A 12,991-nucleotide genomic window follows, 5' to 3' on the forward strand; every position below is an offset into this window, starting at 1 on the left:
ACCCTGCGGAGATGAGCAGTACAACCTACAGCGCCGCTTCGGCTTTCAAGGGCCCGGCCATTGCCGGGCTCGGCGCCGCGCTTCTGTTTGGCATCGGCGCGGCACTGATTGCATTCATGGGCGATCCGGAAGGCCGTCCGCCAGTGCTGCGCCAAGCGCTGGTCCCGGCGCCGCAACCGGCTGCGCAGGAAATCGCGACGGCAGAACTGCGTCGTCCGGTCGAGTTCACACAGACCGATGCAGAAATCGAACCCTCGCTTTCGGGGGTCCCCGAGACATTCGAGGCACCCGGTTCCGAGCACAGCTCGGATCCCGCCCAGGCCGAGGCCGAGCATGCCGGGCAGACCCATCCTGACGCTCTCGTGGCCGCCCCGATTGCCGGGCTGACGACACCCGGGCCGTCCGGGCCGCTGCCTGCGATCGGGCCGGATGGAACGCGGCCCGACCAGGCCTATGCGCGGCCGTGGCACGGCGATCCCAATGCGCCGATGATCGCCATCGTGATCGGCGGCATGGGGCTCAACCGGGCGGTCACGGAAAGCGCCATCGACGAATTGCCGCCGGAAGTGGCGCTCAGCTTCGCGCCCTATTCCCGCGACCTGCAGAGCTGGGTGGATCGCGCGCGGGCGGCGGGCCACGAAGTGCTGATCGAAGTGCCGATGGAGCCGTTCGACTATCCCAACAATGACCCGGGCCCGCACACGCTGCTGGCGGATGCGCCGCCAACCGAGAACGCGCGGCGACTTTACTGGCTGATGAGTCAGGCCACCGGCTATTTCGCCATGACCAATTATCTCGGCGCGCGCTTCTCGACGGCCGAACCCGCGCTCGAACATGTGATGGCGGCGCTCGAGGAACGCGGCGTTTCCTTCCTGCATGACGGGACGGGGCGCCGGTCGACGATCGAGGCCGCAGGCGACGGCGCGCAGGCGCGCTGGGGGATTGCCGACCGGGTGCTGGATGAAGACCCTTCTCCGTCCGCGGTCGATGACCGGCTGCTGACACTCGAAGCGCTGGCGCTTCAGAACGGCGCATCCATCGGCGCCGGTTTCGCCTACCGCTCCACGGTCGACCAGATCGCGCGCTGGGCGGAAGGGCTGGAGGCCCGCGGGTACGCGCTGGCGCCGCCGTCAGCGGTGATGGCGCGTCAGCAGGCCGAGCGTGGCGGGCCTGCGCAGACGGCCTCTGCCGCCACCCCTCATTGATGGACGATCCCTTTCCGCAACATCGACCGAATGCCGGCGTCGTCATGTTCAATCGCGACGGTCTGGTGTGGATCGGTCGGCGCGCCGATGTGGGCGGCGAACATGTCTGGCAGTTCCCACAAGGCGGGATGGACAAGGGCGAAGACGCCGAAGCCGCCGCTCGGCGGGAAGCCTATGAGGAAACCGGCGCGAAGAGCGTGGATCTCACATTGCTGGGATCAATAGACCACTGGCTGGCCTATGATTTTCCGACGGGACTGAAACCGCGGCCGGATCAGAAGCGCTACAAGTGGAAGGGCCAGAAACAACGCTGGTTCGCCTTCCGCTATACCGGGCAGGATGCCGACTTCGACCTTACAGCTGTCCCGCCACAGGAATTTGTCGAATGGCGCTGGGAGCGGCTGGAGAACGTGCCGCCGCTGATCATTTTCTGGAAACGCGACGTTTATGACGAAGTGGCGGAAGCCTTCTCGCGCTTCGCGCGCTGACGGTTTCGAAGGGCGCGCACGAGGCCGATCAGGCTGATCCCGAACCAGGCGAACTCGATGGCGATCGAGGCCGGGTTGGGCTTGTAGATTAGAGAGACCAGCAACAGGACGGCGCCCACGCCGTTGATCACGGGATGGCGCCAGTCATCATTGCGCACGCCCTTGGTCTGCTGCCAGAAATAGGCGAACAGGACGCAGGCGACGCCGGCAAATCCGATGATGTCGGTGAGGCCGATCAGCTATTCAGCGCTTCGGTCAGCGCCTCGAGCTTGGCGACGCGGGCTTCGGCCACATGGCGCTCGTGATCGTCGCGGGCAAGACCAATGTCTTCACGGGCTTCCGTCAGATCCTTGGCGATCTGGGCGGCGTCGACGGCCTTGAGGTCAATGGCTTCTTCTGCGAGCACGGTCAGACCGTCCGGCGTCACTTCCGCGAAACCGCCATGGATGAAAGTACGCGTCACAGCGTCGCCATCATGAACGGAGATGGCACCCGAGCGGATGGCGCTCATCACCGGTGCATGGCCCGGCAGCACGCCAAAATCGCCTTCTTCGCCGGGAACAACGACCATATCCACCTCGCCCTGGAACAGGCGGCGCTCGGGAGAAACGAGATCGAAGTGAAGCTTGTCAGCCATGGCAGAGAATCCTCGTGTTTCGCGGCGGCTTTTAGCAGGCCTTTTGGCGCTTGTGGAGAGGCGATGTCACTGCGGGGCTGTCCGGAGATCAACAACCGGGCGGCAACGCTTCCAACAAGTCCAGAAGCGCGCGGTCCCGGCTGTCTTCGCGGCGGACCCAGGGCTCGTCGGCGCCGACGACCCAACCGGGCAAGTCGATCTGCATTGAGATGTTGAACGGCAGCGGCGGAGGCGGGGGTGGCGGCGGCTCATCACCTGCCGACACTGCTTGCTCCGGGGCGATCTGGCGCTGATAGCGCTGTTCCCACAATCCGACGTCGGCGCAATCGCTTTCGAGATGACTCACAAGGCGAAGATGACCGGAAACGGCTTCATCCAGGTCCGACTGTCGGCCGAACGCGCGATGTTCGGCGATTATCTCGTGACCTGGCTCCACGCCATTTGCTCGGAGATAATCTGCGGCAGCACGGCCATCGAATGTCCGTTCGGCAATGGTATCGAAATCATCCATTTCGCCAGCGATCGCGACCTCATGATAGCGCCATTGGCAGGTTTCGTTCTGACAGACTTCGTTGAAGGCGAAGCGCAGGGCTTCCGTCCAATAGAAGGGGGAGGCGCGCTGGGCCCGGGGCCCCAGGCGATTGAAAGACTCTCCCGGCTGCGCGGTGTTGTAGCGTGCGTACAGGTCATGCGCCCCATTGGCGGCAGAATCGTACGTCGCGCGCTGCCAGGCGCGCCACAATTCGGGGCCGGCATAACCGTCGAACTCGCCCTGCGCGACTTCGGGTGCCGTAGGCGGTGGAGGCGGCGGCGACGCCGCAGCGAGCAGCAGGCTGGTGAGCACGGCTAGCAATGTCATGGATACCTCCCCGTCGTTTGAAGACTGGACGAGGCGAAATCAAAAGAAAAGGCCGGCCCAAGCGGACCGGCCTTCTCAAATCAGTTGAAAGCGAGGCTTATGCCGCTTCGGCAGCCAGCGCTTCGGCCTTCTTCACGGCGTCCTCGATGGTGCCGACCATGTAGAAGGCCGGTTCCGGGAGGTGATCGTACTCGCCGTCGACGATTGCCTTGAAGCCCTTCACCGTGTCGGCGACCGGCACCTGGATGCCCGGGAAGCCGGTGAAGATTTCGGCCACGTCGAACGGTTGCGACAGGAAGCGTTCCACTTTCCGGGCGCGCGCCACGATCAGCTTGTCCTCTTCCGACAGCTCGTCCATGCCGAGAATCGCGATGATGTCTTGAAGGGCCTTGTAGCGCTGCAGGATTTCCTGCACGCGGCGGGCCACGTCATAGTGATCTTCACCAACGATGCGCGGATCAAGGATGCGCGACGAGGAGTCGAGTGGGTCAACGGCCGGGTAGATACCTTTTTCCGAGATCGCCCGGTTCAGAACCGTGGTGGCGTCGAGGTGGGCAAAGGTCGTGGCCGGCGCCGGGTCGGTCAGGTCATCGGCCGGCACGTAAACGGCCTGCACCGAGGTGATCGAGCCCTTCTTGGTGGAGGTGATCCGCTCCTGCAGCGCACCCATGTCGGTGGCCAGCGTCGGCTGATAACCCACGGCGGACGGGATGCGGCCGAGAAGGGCGGACACTTCCGAACCGGCCTGGGTGAAGCGGAAGATGTTGTCGACGAAGAACAGTACGTCCTTGCCTTCTTCATCACGGAAATATTCGGCCTGGGCGAGGCCGGACAGAGCGACACGGGCGCGGGCGCCCGGCGGCTCGTTCATCTGGCCGAAGACCAGTGCGCAGCGCGAGCCTTCCGTCGATCCTTTGGCCGGGTCCTTGTTCACGCCCGACTCGATCATTTCCCAGTACAAATCATTGCCTTCACGTGTGCGTTCACCCACGCCAGCGAAGACCGAGTAGCCGCCAAACAGCTTGGCGATGTTGTTGATGAGTTCCTGGATGAGAACCGTCTTGCCAACGCCGGCGCCGCCGAACAGGCCGATCTTGCCACCTTTGGCATACGGGCAGAGCAGGTCGATGACCTTGATACCGGTCGGCAGGATCTCGGCTTCCGTCGCCTGCTCCTCGAAGGAGGGCGCCGGACGGTGGATCGGGGAACGCTTCTCGTAATTGACATCGCCGGCTTCGTCGATCGCGTCGCCCGTGACGTTCAGGATTCGGCCAAGCACGCCCGGGCCGACCGGAACCGTGATCGGGGAGCCGGTGTCGGTCACTTCCGCACCGCGTTGCAGGCCTTCGGTCGCGTCCATGGCGATCGTACGCACCGCGTTCTCGCCGAGGTGCTGGGCGACTTCCAGAACCAGCTTCTGGTCGCCATTCTTGGTTTCAAGAGCGTTCAGAATATCCGGCAGGCCGCCGTCGAACTCGACGTCGACAACAGCGCCCGTGATCTGAACAACGCGTCCTTTGAACTGTGCCATCTCGATCTTTCCTTCCAGGACGTAACTTACAAGGCCTCAGCGCCGGAGATGATTTCGGTCAGCTCCGTCGTGATCTTGGCCTGGCGTGTGCGGTTATAAACAAGGTTCAGTTTGTCGATCAGCTCGCCGGCATTGCGCGTGGCATTGTCCATCGCGGCCATGCGGGCGCCCATCTCGCCGGCGGCATTTTCCAACAGCGCGGAGAGGATGATCGTGTCGACATAACGCGGCAGGAGCACGTTGAGGATTTCCTCCTCGTCGGGCTCATATTCGTACACGGCGCCGCCGAGATCGGGGCGCTCCACGCCCTCGTCGATCGCGTCGGCGGCCGGGATTAGCGTGTGCGCGCGCGGTTTCTGCGAAATCACGGAGATGAATTCAGACGAGATCAGCTCACAAACATCGAACTCTCCGGCCTCGAACATCTCGCGGATGATCGAACCGAATTCCGAGGCAGCAGCCTTGCCGACATTCTTGCCGCCGGCGAGGTCGAAGCGCTTCACGATCAGCTCGCTGTAGAGGCGGTTCAGCTGATCCGCACCCTTCTTGCCAATGGTGATGATCTTGACCGTCTTGCCCTTGCCCTGGAGCGTGGTGATGCGTTCGCGGGCCTTGCGCACGATATTGGTGTTGAAGCCACCGCACAGGCCACGGTCCGCGGTCATCACGACCAGCAGGCGGACGTCGTCCTTGCCGGTCCCGACCAGCAGCGGCGACGCGCCCGGCGAATCCTTCATCGAGGTCGACAGATTGGCCATCACCGACGCCATGCGTTCGGCATAGGGCCCGGCAGCCTCGGCCGCGTCCTGCGCCTTGCGCAGCTTCGCGGCGGCTACCATCTGCATCGCCTTGGTGATCTTCTGCGTGGATTTCACGCTGGAGATGCGATTGCGAAGGTCTTTGAGTGAAGCCATGCGGCTCTCCTGGGCCCCGCCTCTTACGCGAAGTTCTTGGTGAACGCCTCGACGACGGAGGCCAGCTTGCCCTCGGTGTCGTCCGTCAGCTTCTTCTCGGTGCGGATGGTCGCGAGAAGATCGGCATGATCGGCGTGCAGGTGACGCAGCAATTCTTCCTCGTACTGGCGCACATCGGCGACCGGTACGCTGTCGAGATAGCCGCGGGTACCGGCAAAGATCACGCAGACCTGCTCTTCCATCGCGAGCGGCGAGAATTGCGGCTGCTTCAGAAGCTCGGTCAAACGCTGACCGCGGTTCAGGAGGCGCTGCGTCGCGGCGTCCAGGTCGGAGCCGAACTGGGCGAAGGCGGCCATTTCGCGATACTGGGCGAGTTCACCCTTCATCTTGCCGGCCACCTGCTTCATCGCCTTGGTCTGCGCGGCCGAACCCACACGGGACACGGACAGGCCAACGTTCACGGCAGGGCGGATGCCCTGGTAGAAGAGGTCGGTTTCCAGGAAAATCTGGCCGTCGGTGATGGAGATCACGTTGGTCGGGATGTAGGCCGACACGTCGTTGGCCTGCGTCTCGATGACCGGCAGGGCGGTCAGCGAACCAGCACCCTGGTCGTCATTCATCTTGGCGGCGCGTTCCAGCAGGCGGGAGTGCAGGTAGAAAACGTCACCCGGATAGGCTTCGCGGCCCGGCGGGCGACGGAGCAGCAGCGACATCTGGCGGTAAGCCACAGCCTGCTTGGACAAGTCATCATAAACGATGAGGGCGTGCATGCCGTTGTCGCGGAAATATTCGCCGATGGTGCAGGCGGTGAACGGTGCCAGGAACTGCATCGGCGCCGGATCGGAAGCGGTCGCGGCGACGACGGTGGTGTATTCCATCGCACCGTTTTCCTCGAGCGTTTTCACGATCTGCGCAACGGTGGAACGCTTCTGGCCGACAGCGACATAGACGCAATAGAGTTTCTGGCTCTCGTCGTCGCTCTCATTGATCGATTTCTGGTTCAGAATCGTGTCGATCGCGATCGCGGTCTTGCCGGTCTGGCGGTCGCCAATGATAAGCTCGCGCTGGCCGCGGCCGATCGGGATCATGGCATCCACGGACTTGATACCGGTCGCCATCGGCTCGTGCACGGATTTGCGCGGGATGATGCCCGGCGCCTTGACGTCGACCCGGCGGCGTTCCGTCGCATCGATCGGGCCCTTGCCGTCGATCGGCTCGCCCAGCGCGTTGACGACCCGGCCGAGATAGCCCTTGCCGACGCCGGTGTCGACGATCGCGCCGAGGCGCTTGACGGTGTCGCCTTCCTTCAGTCCACGGTCGTCGCCGAAGATCACGCAACCGACATTGTCGCGTTCGAGGTTCAGGGCCATGCCCTTCACGCCGCCAGGGAATTCAACGAGCTCACCGGCTCGCACTTCGTCCAGACCGTAGACGCGCGCAATACCGTCACCGACGGAGAGCACCTTGCCGACGTCGGAGACCTTCGCCTCGGCGCCGTAATTCTTGATCTGGTCTTTCAGGATTGCGGAAATTTCCGCGGCACGGATGTCCATGGCGCTACTCAAGCCTCTTTCATCGCTGTCCGGAGTCCTTCGAGCTGGGTCCGAAGGGAGGAATCATACATACGCGAACCGACCTGTACGATCAGTCCGCCGAGAATATCCGGGTCCTCATGGGTCCGGACGTCAACCTCGCGCCCGAGGGCACGTTTCAGTGACGCCTTCAAGGCGTCAATGTCTTTATCCGATAGCGCAACCGCTGCCGTGACATCAGCCGATGCAATGCCGCGCGCTTCCGCTGCGAAGCGGGCATAGGCTGCCGCCATGCTGCCGAGCTCGCCGGCGCGGCCGTTTTCCGCGGCAACTTTCAGCGCATTGCCCGACAATTCGTCGAATCCGGCCTTTTCGGCCAGCGCGGCCACCACGCCGAGCTTGGCATCGGCTTCGACCAACGGGCTCGACAGGGCGGCGGACAGTTCGTCATTGTCGGCAAGCAGTGCCGCCAGTGCGGCCATGTCGGCCTCGACCTTGTCGGCCTTTTTCGCGTCGGAAGCCAGCTCGAACAGGGCGCTGGCATAACGTCCGGCTGCGCCGGTGATTGTCGCGGTATCGCCACTCATCGGATCGTACTGTCGCCTGCCTTTGCCGTATGTGCTGGCGCGTCGATCAAATCAACCACCAAGCACTTGAGAACATTGCGAAAATTGAAGAAGCCCTGTACCGGAAGGACACGCGCTTCTTCAGTCGGGCGCCCGCTTAGCACAGGGGCATGGGGGCGGCAACCCGCTTGCGGCAGGACTCGATGCGCCATTCGAGCGCTTGATCGAAGGCCGGATTGACCCAGACTGGGGGCAGGAGGTGGGGCGTGCACGCAATCGGCATTATCGGTCTCGGCGCGATGGGACTCGCCAGCGCCTGGGCGGCGAGCCGGCGCGGCATCGCGGTGATCGGTTTCGACCGGTTTTCACGCGGCCATGCACGCGGTTCCAGCCATGGCGCGACGCGGATGATACGGCGGATCTACTCGGAGGGCGCACTCTACAACGAGCTGCTCGACCGGGCGTTCGCGCTCTGGCCCGAGATCGAAGCCGCTGCAGGCACCCGCATTTTCCTGTCGAGCGGAGGGATGGATATCGCAACGGCCGACAGCCCATTCATGGCAGGGGTGCGCCGCGCTGCGCGAGCGTCCGGCCAAATCCATGAAGTGATCGACGCCAATGGGCTCCGGCAGCGTTGTCCGGCACTCGACATTGCCGACGATCTCTTAGCCGTTCATGCACACGGCAGCGGCTATCTTCTCAGCGAAACCGCGAATGCCGCGATGGCTCACCTGGCGGAAACGGACGGCGCCGATTTGCACTGGGATTGTGCCGTGACCGCCATCGACCCTCTGGATCACGGCTTTCGTCTTCATACGACCGGCGGCGCATTCAATGTGGAGCGCGTCATCGTGGCGGCGGGCCCCTGGGGCGGCCAGCTGCATGCAGGCCTGGACGCAGCGCTCACCGTCGAGCGCCAGGTGATCGGCCTGTTCGACGGGCCCGATAACGTGCCGCCCTTCCAGCGGGTCTTTCCGGACGGGCGCCGGATCTACGCGCTGCCAAACGGGACGGGCGGACGCTGGAAGCTGGGCGTCTATCATCACCGCGAACAATGCGGGCCGCAGTATCGCAGATCCTTGCCGGTGGACGATATAGACCGGGCAATGCTGGCCGAGGCCGTGAAAGCCGTTCTGCCGGATTGTCCGCCGCCCGACGCATACGAAATCTGCCGCTTCACCAACACGGCCGACCACCGCTTCATACTGGATATGGCAGCGGACGGATCAGTGCTCGTCGCGGCCTGTTCCGGGCACGGCTACAAATTTGCACCGGCGATCGGAGAGGCAGCGGTGGCGCTGGCAATGGGCGAGCCGCCGCGGGTCGACCTGTCGGGCTTCACGCTGGCGCGTCAGACGAAACTGTAAGGCTCGATATCGACGGTTACACGGACCGACGAGACCGGTTTCATCCGGCGCTTCCACGCGGCGACATAGGCCGAGACATCGACATCGCGGTCGGCCCGCACGAGCAGTCGCCGGCGATGCCAGCCGCGGACCATGCCGTATCTTGGCTCGGCGGGGCCCCAGATCGTGACGCCGTCGGCGTCAGGCGCACGCTTCGCCCAGTCTGCAGCAACACCGTCTACCTGGTGTGCATCCTTCGAGGAGATAATGATGGCGGCGAGTCGGCCGAAGGGTGGCAGGCCAAGCACTTCGCGCGCCATGGTCTCGGCCTCCATGAAACGGTCGCGATCACCAGCGACCAGCGCGGCAATGGCCTCGTGATCGGGGTCATGGGTCTGGAGCAATGCGCGTCCCGGGCGTTCGGCACGGCCCGCCCGGCCAGCGACCTGGACCAGTGTCTGGTAGGTGCGCTCGCCGGCCCGCGGATCGCCGCCGGCGAGGCCAAGATCGGCATCGACCACGCCGATCAGGGTTAGATTGGGGAAATTGTGGCCCTTGGCGGCGATCTGTGTACCGACGAGAATATCGATCTCGCCACGCTCCATGCGGTCGATCAGGGCGAGCAGTTTCTCGGCGGAATGCGCCGTATCCGATGACAGGATTTCGACATTGGCGTCCGGAAAGCGGGCTTTTGCTTCCTCGGCGACGCGTTCGACGCCAGGGCCGACACTGATCAACGAATCGATCGCCCCGCATTCCGGGCATTTTTCCGGGCGCGGCATTGAGAAGCCGGTCAGATGACAGATCAGCCGGCCCGTATAGCGATGCTCGGTGAGATAGGCATCGACATCGGGCGACTTCATGCGGTGGCCACAATCGCGGCACAGGACCAGCGGCGCATAACCCCGGCGATTGAGATAAAGCAGGACCTGTTCGCGGCGCTGCAGCGTGTCCGCCATTGCCGACACTAGTGGATCCGACAGCCACAACCCGCGTTCTGGCCGGTGGTCGCGCAAATCGATCGTGGTCACTTCCGGCAGGACCGCCTTGCCGATCCGGTCGGGCAGGCGAATGTAGGCATATCGGCCGGCGCGGGCGTTCGCGAGCGTCTCGATCGACGGCGTCGCCGAGGCCAATACAATCGCTGCCTTCGAGGCGCGGGCGCGGACCACGGCAAGGTCGCGTGCCTGGTAGTGCAGACCGTCGCCCTGCTTGTATGTCGCGTCGTGTTCCTCGTCGACGACGATCAGGCGCAGCTTCTGGAAGGGCAGGAAGAGTGCCGAGCGCGCACCGATGACGATACGCGCGCGGTTGTGGTTGACCTCGCGCCAGATGCGGCGGCGTTCCTTGTGGCCCTGGTCGGAGTGCCAGACGGCCGGCTCGGCGCCGAAGCGCTGGATGAAGCGGGCGGTGACGGCCTGGGTCAGCGCGATTTCCGGCAGCAGGACCAGGATCTGGGCTTCCGGGTCTTCGCGCAGCGCGTGGGCGATGGCCTCGAAATAGACCTCGGTCTTGCCCGAGCCCGTGACACCGTCGAGCAGGGCGGCCTGGAATCCACCGGCATCGAGCATGCGCGTAAGCTGACCGGCCGCTTCCTGCTGCTGGGGTACGAGATCGACGCCGGGCCGGTCCGGGTCCGGCGGATCGAAGGGCGGGTCGGCGGGGCGTTCGATACGGCGCAATCCGCCCGCCTTCACAAGGCCCGTGACCACGCCCGGTGTGACGCCGGCAAGGCGGGCAATCTTTGTCGCACTGTCGGGCCCGTTCTCCGCGATCACGTCCATGACTTTCTGTCTGGCTTCGGTCAGTCGGGCCGGTTCCTCACCTGTCGGCGCGAACAGCACTTCCCTCGGAGACGGCAGCAGCGAATCCTCGCTGCGCAGAACATTCCGGAGCATGATACCGGGCAACTGGACGAGATATCTTGCCGACCAATCGACGAACTCGATCATCGCCGGCGACAGGGGCGGGGCATCATAGACGCTGTCGACCGCTTTCAGGTTTCGCGACCCGTCATCGCCGGACAGAGCCCAGACAACGCCGCGCGCCACACGCGGTCCGATCGGCGCGCGGACATGATCGCCGACGCGCAGCTCCATCCCGTCCGGTACCGTGTAATCAAACGGTTCGGGCAGCGGCATCGGGAACAGGATCGAGGCCTTGGCCTTGAGAATGGGCGGACGAGTCATCGCCGCGATAATGTGTCGGCTGCGCACGGTTCTGCAAACGCCAAACCCACGTTTACCGAACACCAAGGCGTTTCTGTTATCGCTGTCATCAATATCAATCCGAAAACGGATGGTGGGACATTGACAGATATACTTGAAGAGCCGGGCCCCGCGCCCTCGGCGATGGATCGCGCCATGTTGCGCCAGATGCTGATCGAAAATCCGGACTGGGTCCGCGGCGATGCTGAATTGCTTTCGCATATCGCGGGCGCGCCCAATGGTGTGGCCGATCTCGGCCGGGTGGTCCGCGACCGGCTGCTCGGCGAGGTGCGCCAGCTGAAACAGCGCGAGCGCGCCTTTGCTCACGCTGCGCGCGAGAATTTGGCACTGATGGCACGCGCCCAGAGCTTCGTCCTTTCGCTGATCGAATGCGCCGATCTGAACGAGCTGGACTACAAGCTCGCCTGGGAAGCGCCGACGGCGCTTGGCGTCGACAGCGTCCGCCTCTACCTGGAAGGCGCAACGCCGATGATCGTGTCCGAAGCGATCCACGCCTGCGCGGTCGGCCTGACCGACGAATTGCTGGGCGATGAGAATGATTTCACCGGACAGTGTTCGGACCGGACCGGCCGTACGCTCTACGGAAAGGAGGTCGGCAGTCACGCCCTGTGCCGTATCTCTGTCGGCGACCAGGTCGGCCTACTGGCGCTGGCGGCACGCGAAGCCGACATGTTCCATTCCGGTCAGGGTACGGAAATCCTGAATTTCGTCGCACGCGCTGTGGAGAAACGGCTTGGACAATGGATGACGACGGACTAGCCGCCCCTGCCGATTTCGCACTGTCGGCGTGGCTCGACCATCTGGCCGGGGAGAAACGCTACAGCGCGAACACGCTGGAAAGCTATGGCAGGGACGTGGAGGGCTTTCTCGATCTTCAGCTCTCGCACAAGGGCAGCCGCATGACGATCGCGGCTCTGGGCGCCCTGAAGATTGCCGATTTCAGGGCCTGGCTGGCCGATCGGCGCCGGACCGGCGCTTCGCCGAGATCGCTGGCGCGATACCTGTCATCGCTTCGCGGATTCTATGCCTATCTCGAACGCCGCTGGGGCGTTGACGGCAGTGCGCTGGGCCTTGTCGAGACGCCGAAAGTGCCCCGCAGCCTCCCGCGGCCGATGAGCGCCGACGATGCGAGGCAGATGATCGAGGAGACCGGCGCGCGCGACAAGCCCGACTGGATCGCCGCGCGCGACGAATCCGTATTGCTGCTGCTCTATGGCTGTGGTCTGCGGATCGGCGAGGCCTTGGCGCTGAAGGGCGGCGACCTTCCACTCGGCGAGATGCTGCGCGTCACGGGCAAGGGCCAGAAAACGCGGATGGTTCCGGTCCTGTCTGCCGTGCGCGAAGCGGTCGCGCGCTATACGTCCCTGTGCCCGTTTGAACTTGCACCGGACGCACCGGCCTTGCGGGCCATCCGGGGCGGCGCGCTGGGATCCCGCGCCGTACAGGCATTGACGGCCGAATTGCGCAGCCGGCTGGGACTGCCGGCGAGCGCCACACCGCATGCGCTGCGCCACAGCTTCGCCACGCACCTTCTGGCAGGTGGCGGCGATCTGCGGACGATCCAGGAATTGCTTGGCCATGCGAGCCTGTCCTCGACACAGATCTACGCCGCCGTTGAAGGCGACCGCCTGGCGGCGGTTCACGCGGCCGCCCACCCTCGCGCAAGACGCCACTGATCCCCGATA

13 protein-coding genes are annotated in these 12,991 nt (G+C 64.3%); 5 read left to right on the forward strand and 8 right to left on the reverse strand.

Features of this window, described 5'->3' with window-relative positions; genetic code table 11:
• Positions 1-11 precede the first annotated feature (11 nt).
• On the forward strand, positions 12-1,205 hold the full coding sequence (locus tag ACOOFN_RS05700) for a divergent polysaccharide deacetylase family protein (protein WP_420434558.1): 1,194 nt from the start codon (positions 12-14) through the stop codon (positions 1,203-1,205).
• Positions 1,205-1,693 (forward strand): RNA pyrophosphohydrolase, encoded by a 489-nt coding sequence (locus tag ACOOFN_RS05705; RefSeq protein ID WP_420434560.1) that lies wholly within the window; start codon positions 1,205-1,207, stop codon positions 1,691-1,693. Before ACOOFN_RS05700 ends, ACOOFN_RS05705 begins: the two co-directional genes overlap by 1 nt.
• On the opposite strand, the gene ACOOFN_RS05710 is transcribed toward ACOOFN_RS05705, so the two are convergent.
• The 7 genes from ACOOFN_RS05710 to ACOOFN_RS05740 all read right to left on the reverse strand — a co-directional run bounded on the left by ACOOFN_RS05710 (position 1,651) and on the right by ACOOFN_RS05740 (position 7,753).
• On the reverse strand, positions 1,651-1,932 hold the full coding sequence (locus ACOOFN_RS05710) for a CBU_0592 family membrane protein (RefSeq protein WP_420435019.1): 282 nt from the start codon (positions 1,930-1,932) through the stop codon (positions 1,651-1,653). The two genes, ACOOFN_RS05705 and ACOOFN_RS05710, sit on opposite strands and share 43 nt — an antisense overlap.
• Positions 1,929-2,330 carry a F0F1 ATP synthase subunit epsilon gene (locus tag ACOOFN_RS05715; protein WP_420434562.1) on the reverse strand — a complete coding sequence of 134 codons (402 nt, stop codon included), beginning with the start codon at positions 2,328-2,330 and terminating at the stop codon, positions 1,929-1,931. The genes ACOOFN_RS05710 and ACOOFN_RS05715 overlap by 4 nt, the downstream gene beginning before the upstream one ends.
• An 88-nt stretch (positions 2,331-2,418) precedes the next feature.
• Entirely contained in the window at positions 2,419-3,189 is a 771-nt protein-coding gene (locus tag ACOOFN_RS05720; protein ID WP_420434564.1) for a hypothetical protein, read from the reverse strand.
• A 97-nt stretch (positions 3,190-3,286) separates the two neighbouring features.
• On the reverse strand, positions 3,287-4,720 hold the full coding sequence (atpD, locus tag ACOOFN_RS05725) for a F0F1 ATP synthase subunit beta (RefSeq protein ID WP_420434566.1): 1,434 nt from the start codon (positions 4,718-4,720) through the stop codon (positions 3,287-3,289).
• Positions 4,721-4,746: 26 nt separating this feature from the next.
• On the reverse strand, positions 4,747-5,634 hold the full coding sequence (locus ACOOFN_RS05730; RefSeq protein WP_420434568.1) for a F0F1 ATP synthase subunit gamma: 888 nt from the start codon (positions 5,632-5,634) through the stop codon (positions 4,747-4,749).
• 23 nt (positions 5,635-5,657) lie between these two features.
• On the reverse strand, positions 5,658-7,187 hold the full coding sequence (gene atpA / locus ACOOFN_RS05735) for a F0F1 ATP synthase subunit alpha (RefSeq protein ID WP_420434570.1): 1,530 nt from the start codon (positions 7,185-7,187) through the stop codon (positions 5,658-5,660).
• 8 nt (positions 7,188-7,195) lie between these two features.
• On the reverse strand, positions 7,196-7,753 hold the full coding sequence (locus ACOOFN_RS05740) for a F0F1 ATP synthase subunit delta (RefSeq protein ID WP_420434572.1): 558 nt from the start codon (positions 7,751-7,753) through the stop codon (positions 7,196-7,198).
• Positions 7,754-7,998: 245 nt separating this feature from the next.
• On the opposite strand from ACOOFN_RS05740, the gene solA reads away from it, so the two are divergent.
• Positions 7,999-9,099: an N-methyl-L-tryptophan oxidase gene (gene solA, locus ACOOFN_RS05745; RefSeq protein WP_420434574.1), complete on the forward strand. Its 1,101-nt coding sequence runs from the start codon at positions 7,999-8,001 to the stop codon at positions 9,097-9,099.
• Here the strand turns inward: solA and ACOOFN_RS05750 are convergent.
• The gene (locus ACOOFN_RS05750; protein ID WP_420434576.1) at positions 9,084-11,267 is read right to left on the reverse strand and encodes a primosomal protein N'; all 2,184 of its coding nucleotides are present in this window, start codon (positions 11,265-11,267) and stop codon (positions 9,084-9,086) included. The genes solA and ACOOFN_RS05750 overlap by 16 nt on opposite strands.
• Before the next feature lie 120 nt (positions 11,268-11,387).
• On the opposite strand from ACOOFN_RS05750, the gene ACOOFN_RS05755 reads away from it, so the two are divergent.
• On the forward strand, positions 11,388-12,065 hold the full coding sequence (locus ACOOFN_RS05755; protein ID WP_420434577.1) for a DUF484 family protein: 678 nt from the start codon (positions 11,388-11,390) through the stop codon (positions 12,063-12,065).
• Entirely contained in the window at positions 12,047-12,982 is a 936-nt protein-coding gene (locus ACOOFN_RS05760; RefSeq protein ID WP_420434579.1) for a tyrosine recombinase XerC, read from the forward strand. The genes ACOOFN_RS05755 and ACOOFN_RS05760 overlap by 19 nt, the downstream gene beginning before the upstream one ends.
• Positions 12,983-12,991 lie beyond the last annotated feature (9 nt).

This window comes from Hyphobacterium sp. (genome assembly GCF_965217055.1).
Taxonomy (GTDB): Bacteria; Pseudomonadota; Alphaproteobacteria; order Caulobacterales; family Maricaulaceae; genus Hyphobacterium.

What these genes read in the sequence shown, in the direction of transcription:
- ACOOFN_RS05730 (WP_420434568.1), bottom strand. Translation starts at nt 5,634, where the DNA reads ATGGCTTCACTCAAAGACCTTCGCAATCGCATCTCCAGCGTGAAATCC.
- ACOOFN_RS05740 (WP_420434572.1), bottom strand. Translation starts at nt 7,753, where the DNA reads ATGAGTGGCGATACCGCGACAATCACCGGCGCAGCCGGACGTTATGCC.
- ACOOFN_RS05705 (WP_420434560.1), top strand. Translation starts at nt 1,205, where the DNA reads ATGGACGATCCCTTTCCGCAACATCGACCGAATGCCGGCGTCGTCATG.
- ACOOFN_RS05700 (WP_420434558.1), top strand. Translation starts at nt 12, where the DNA reads ATGAGCAGTACAACCTACAGCGCCGCTTCGGCTTTCAAGGGCCCGGCC.
- ACOOFN_RS05750 (WP_420434576.1), bottom strand. Translation starts at nt 11,267, where the DNA reads ATGACTCGTCCGCCCATTCTCAAGGCCAAGGCCTCGATCCTGTTCCCG.
- ACOOFN_RS05720 (WP_420434564.1), bottom strand. Translation starts at nt 3,189, where the DNA reads ATGACATTGCTAGCCGTGCTCACCAGCCTGCTGCTCGCTGCGGCGTCG.
- ACOOFN_RS05760 (WP_420434579.1), top strand. Translation starts at nt 12,047, where the DNA reads ATGGATGACGACGGACTAGCCGCCCCTGCCGATTTCGCACTGTCGGCG.
- ACOOFN_RS05715 (WP_420434562.1), bottom strand. Translation starts at nt 2,330, where the DNA reads ATGGCTGACAAGCTTCACTTCGATCTCGTTTCTCCCGAGCGCCGCCTG.
- atpD (WP_420434566.1), bottom strand. Translation starts at nt 4,720, where the DNA reads ATGGCACAGTTCAAAGGACGCGTTGTTCAGATCACGGGCGCTGTTGTC.
- atpA (WP_420434570.1), bottom strand. Translation starts at nt 7,187, where the DNA reads ATGGACATCCGTGCCGCGGAAATTTCCGCAATCCTGAAAGACCAGATC.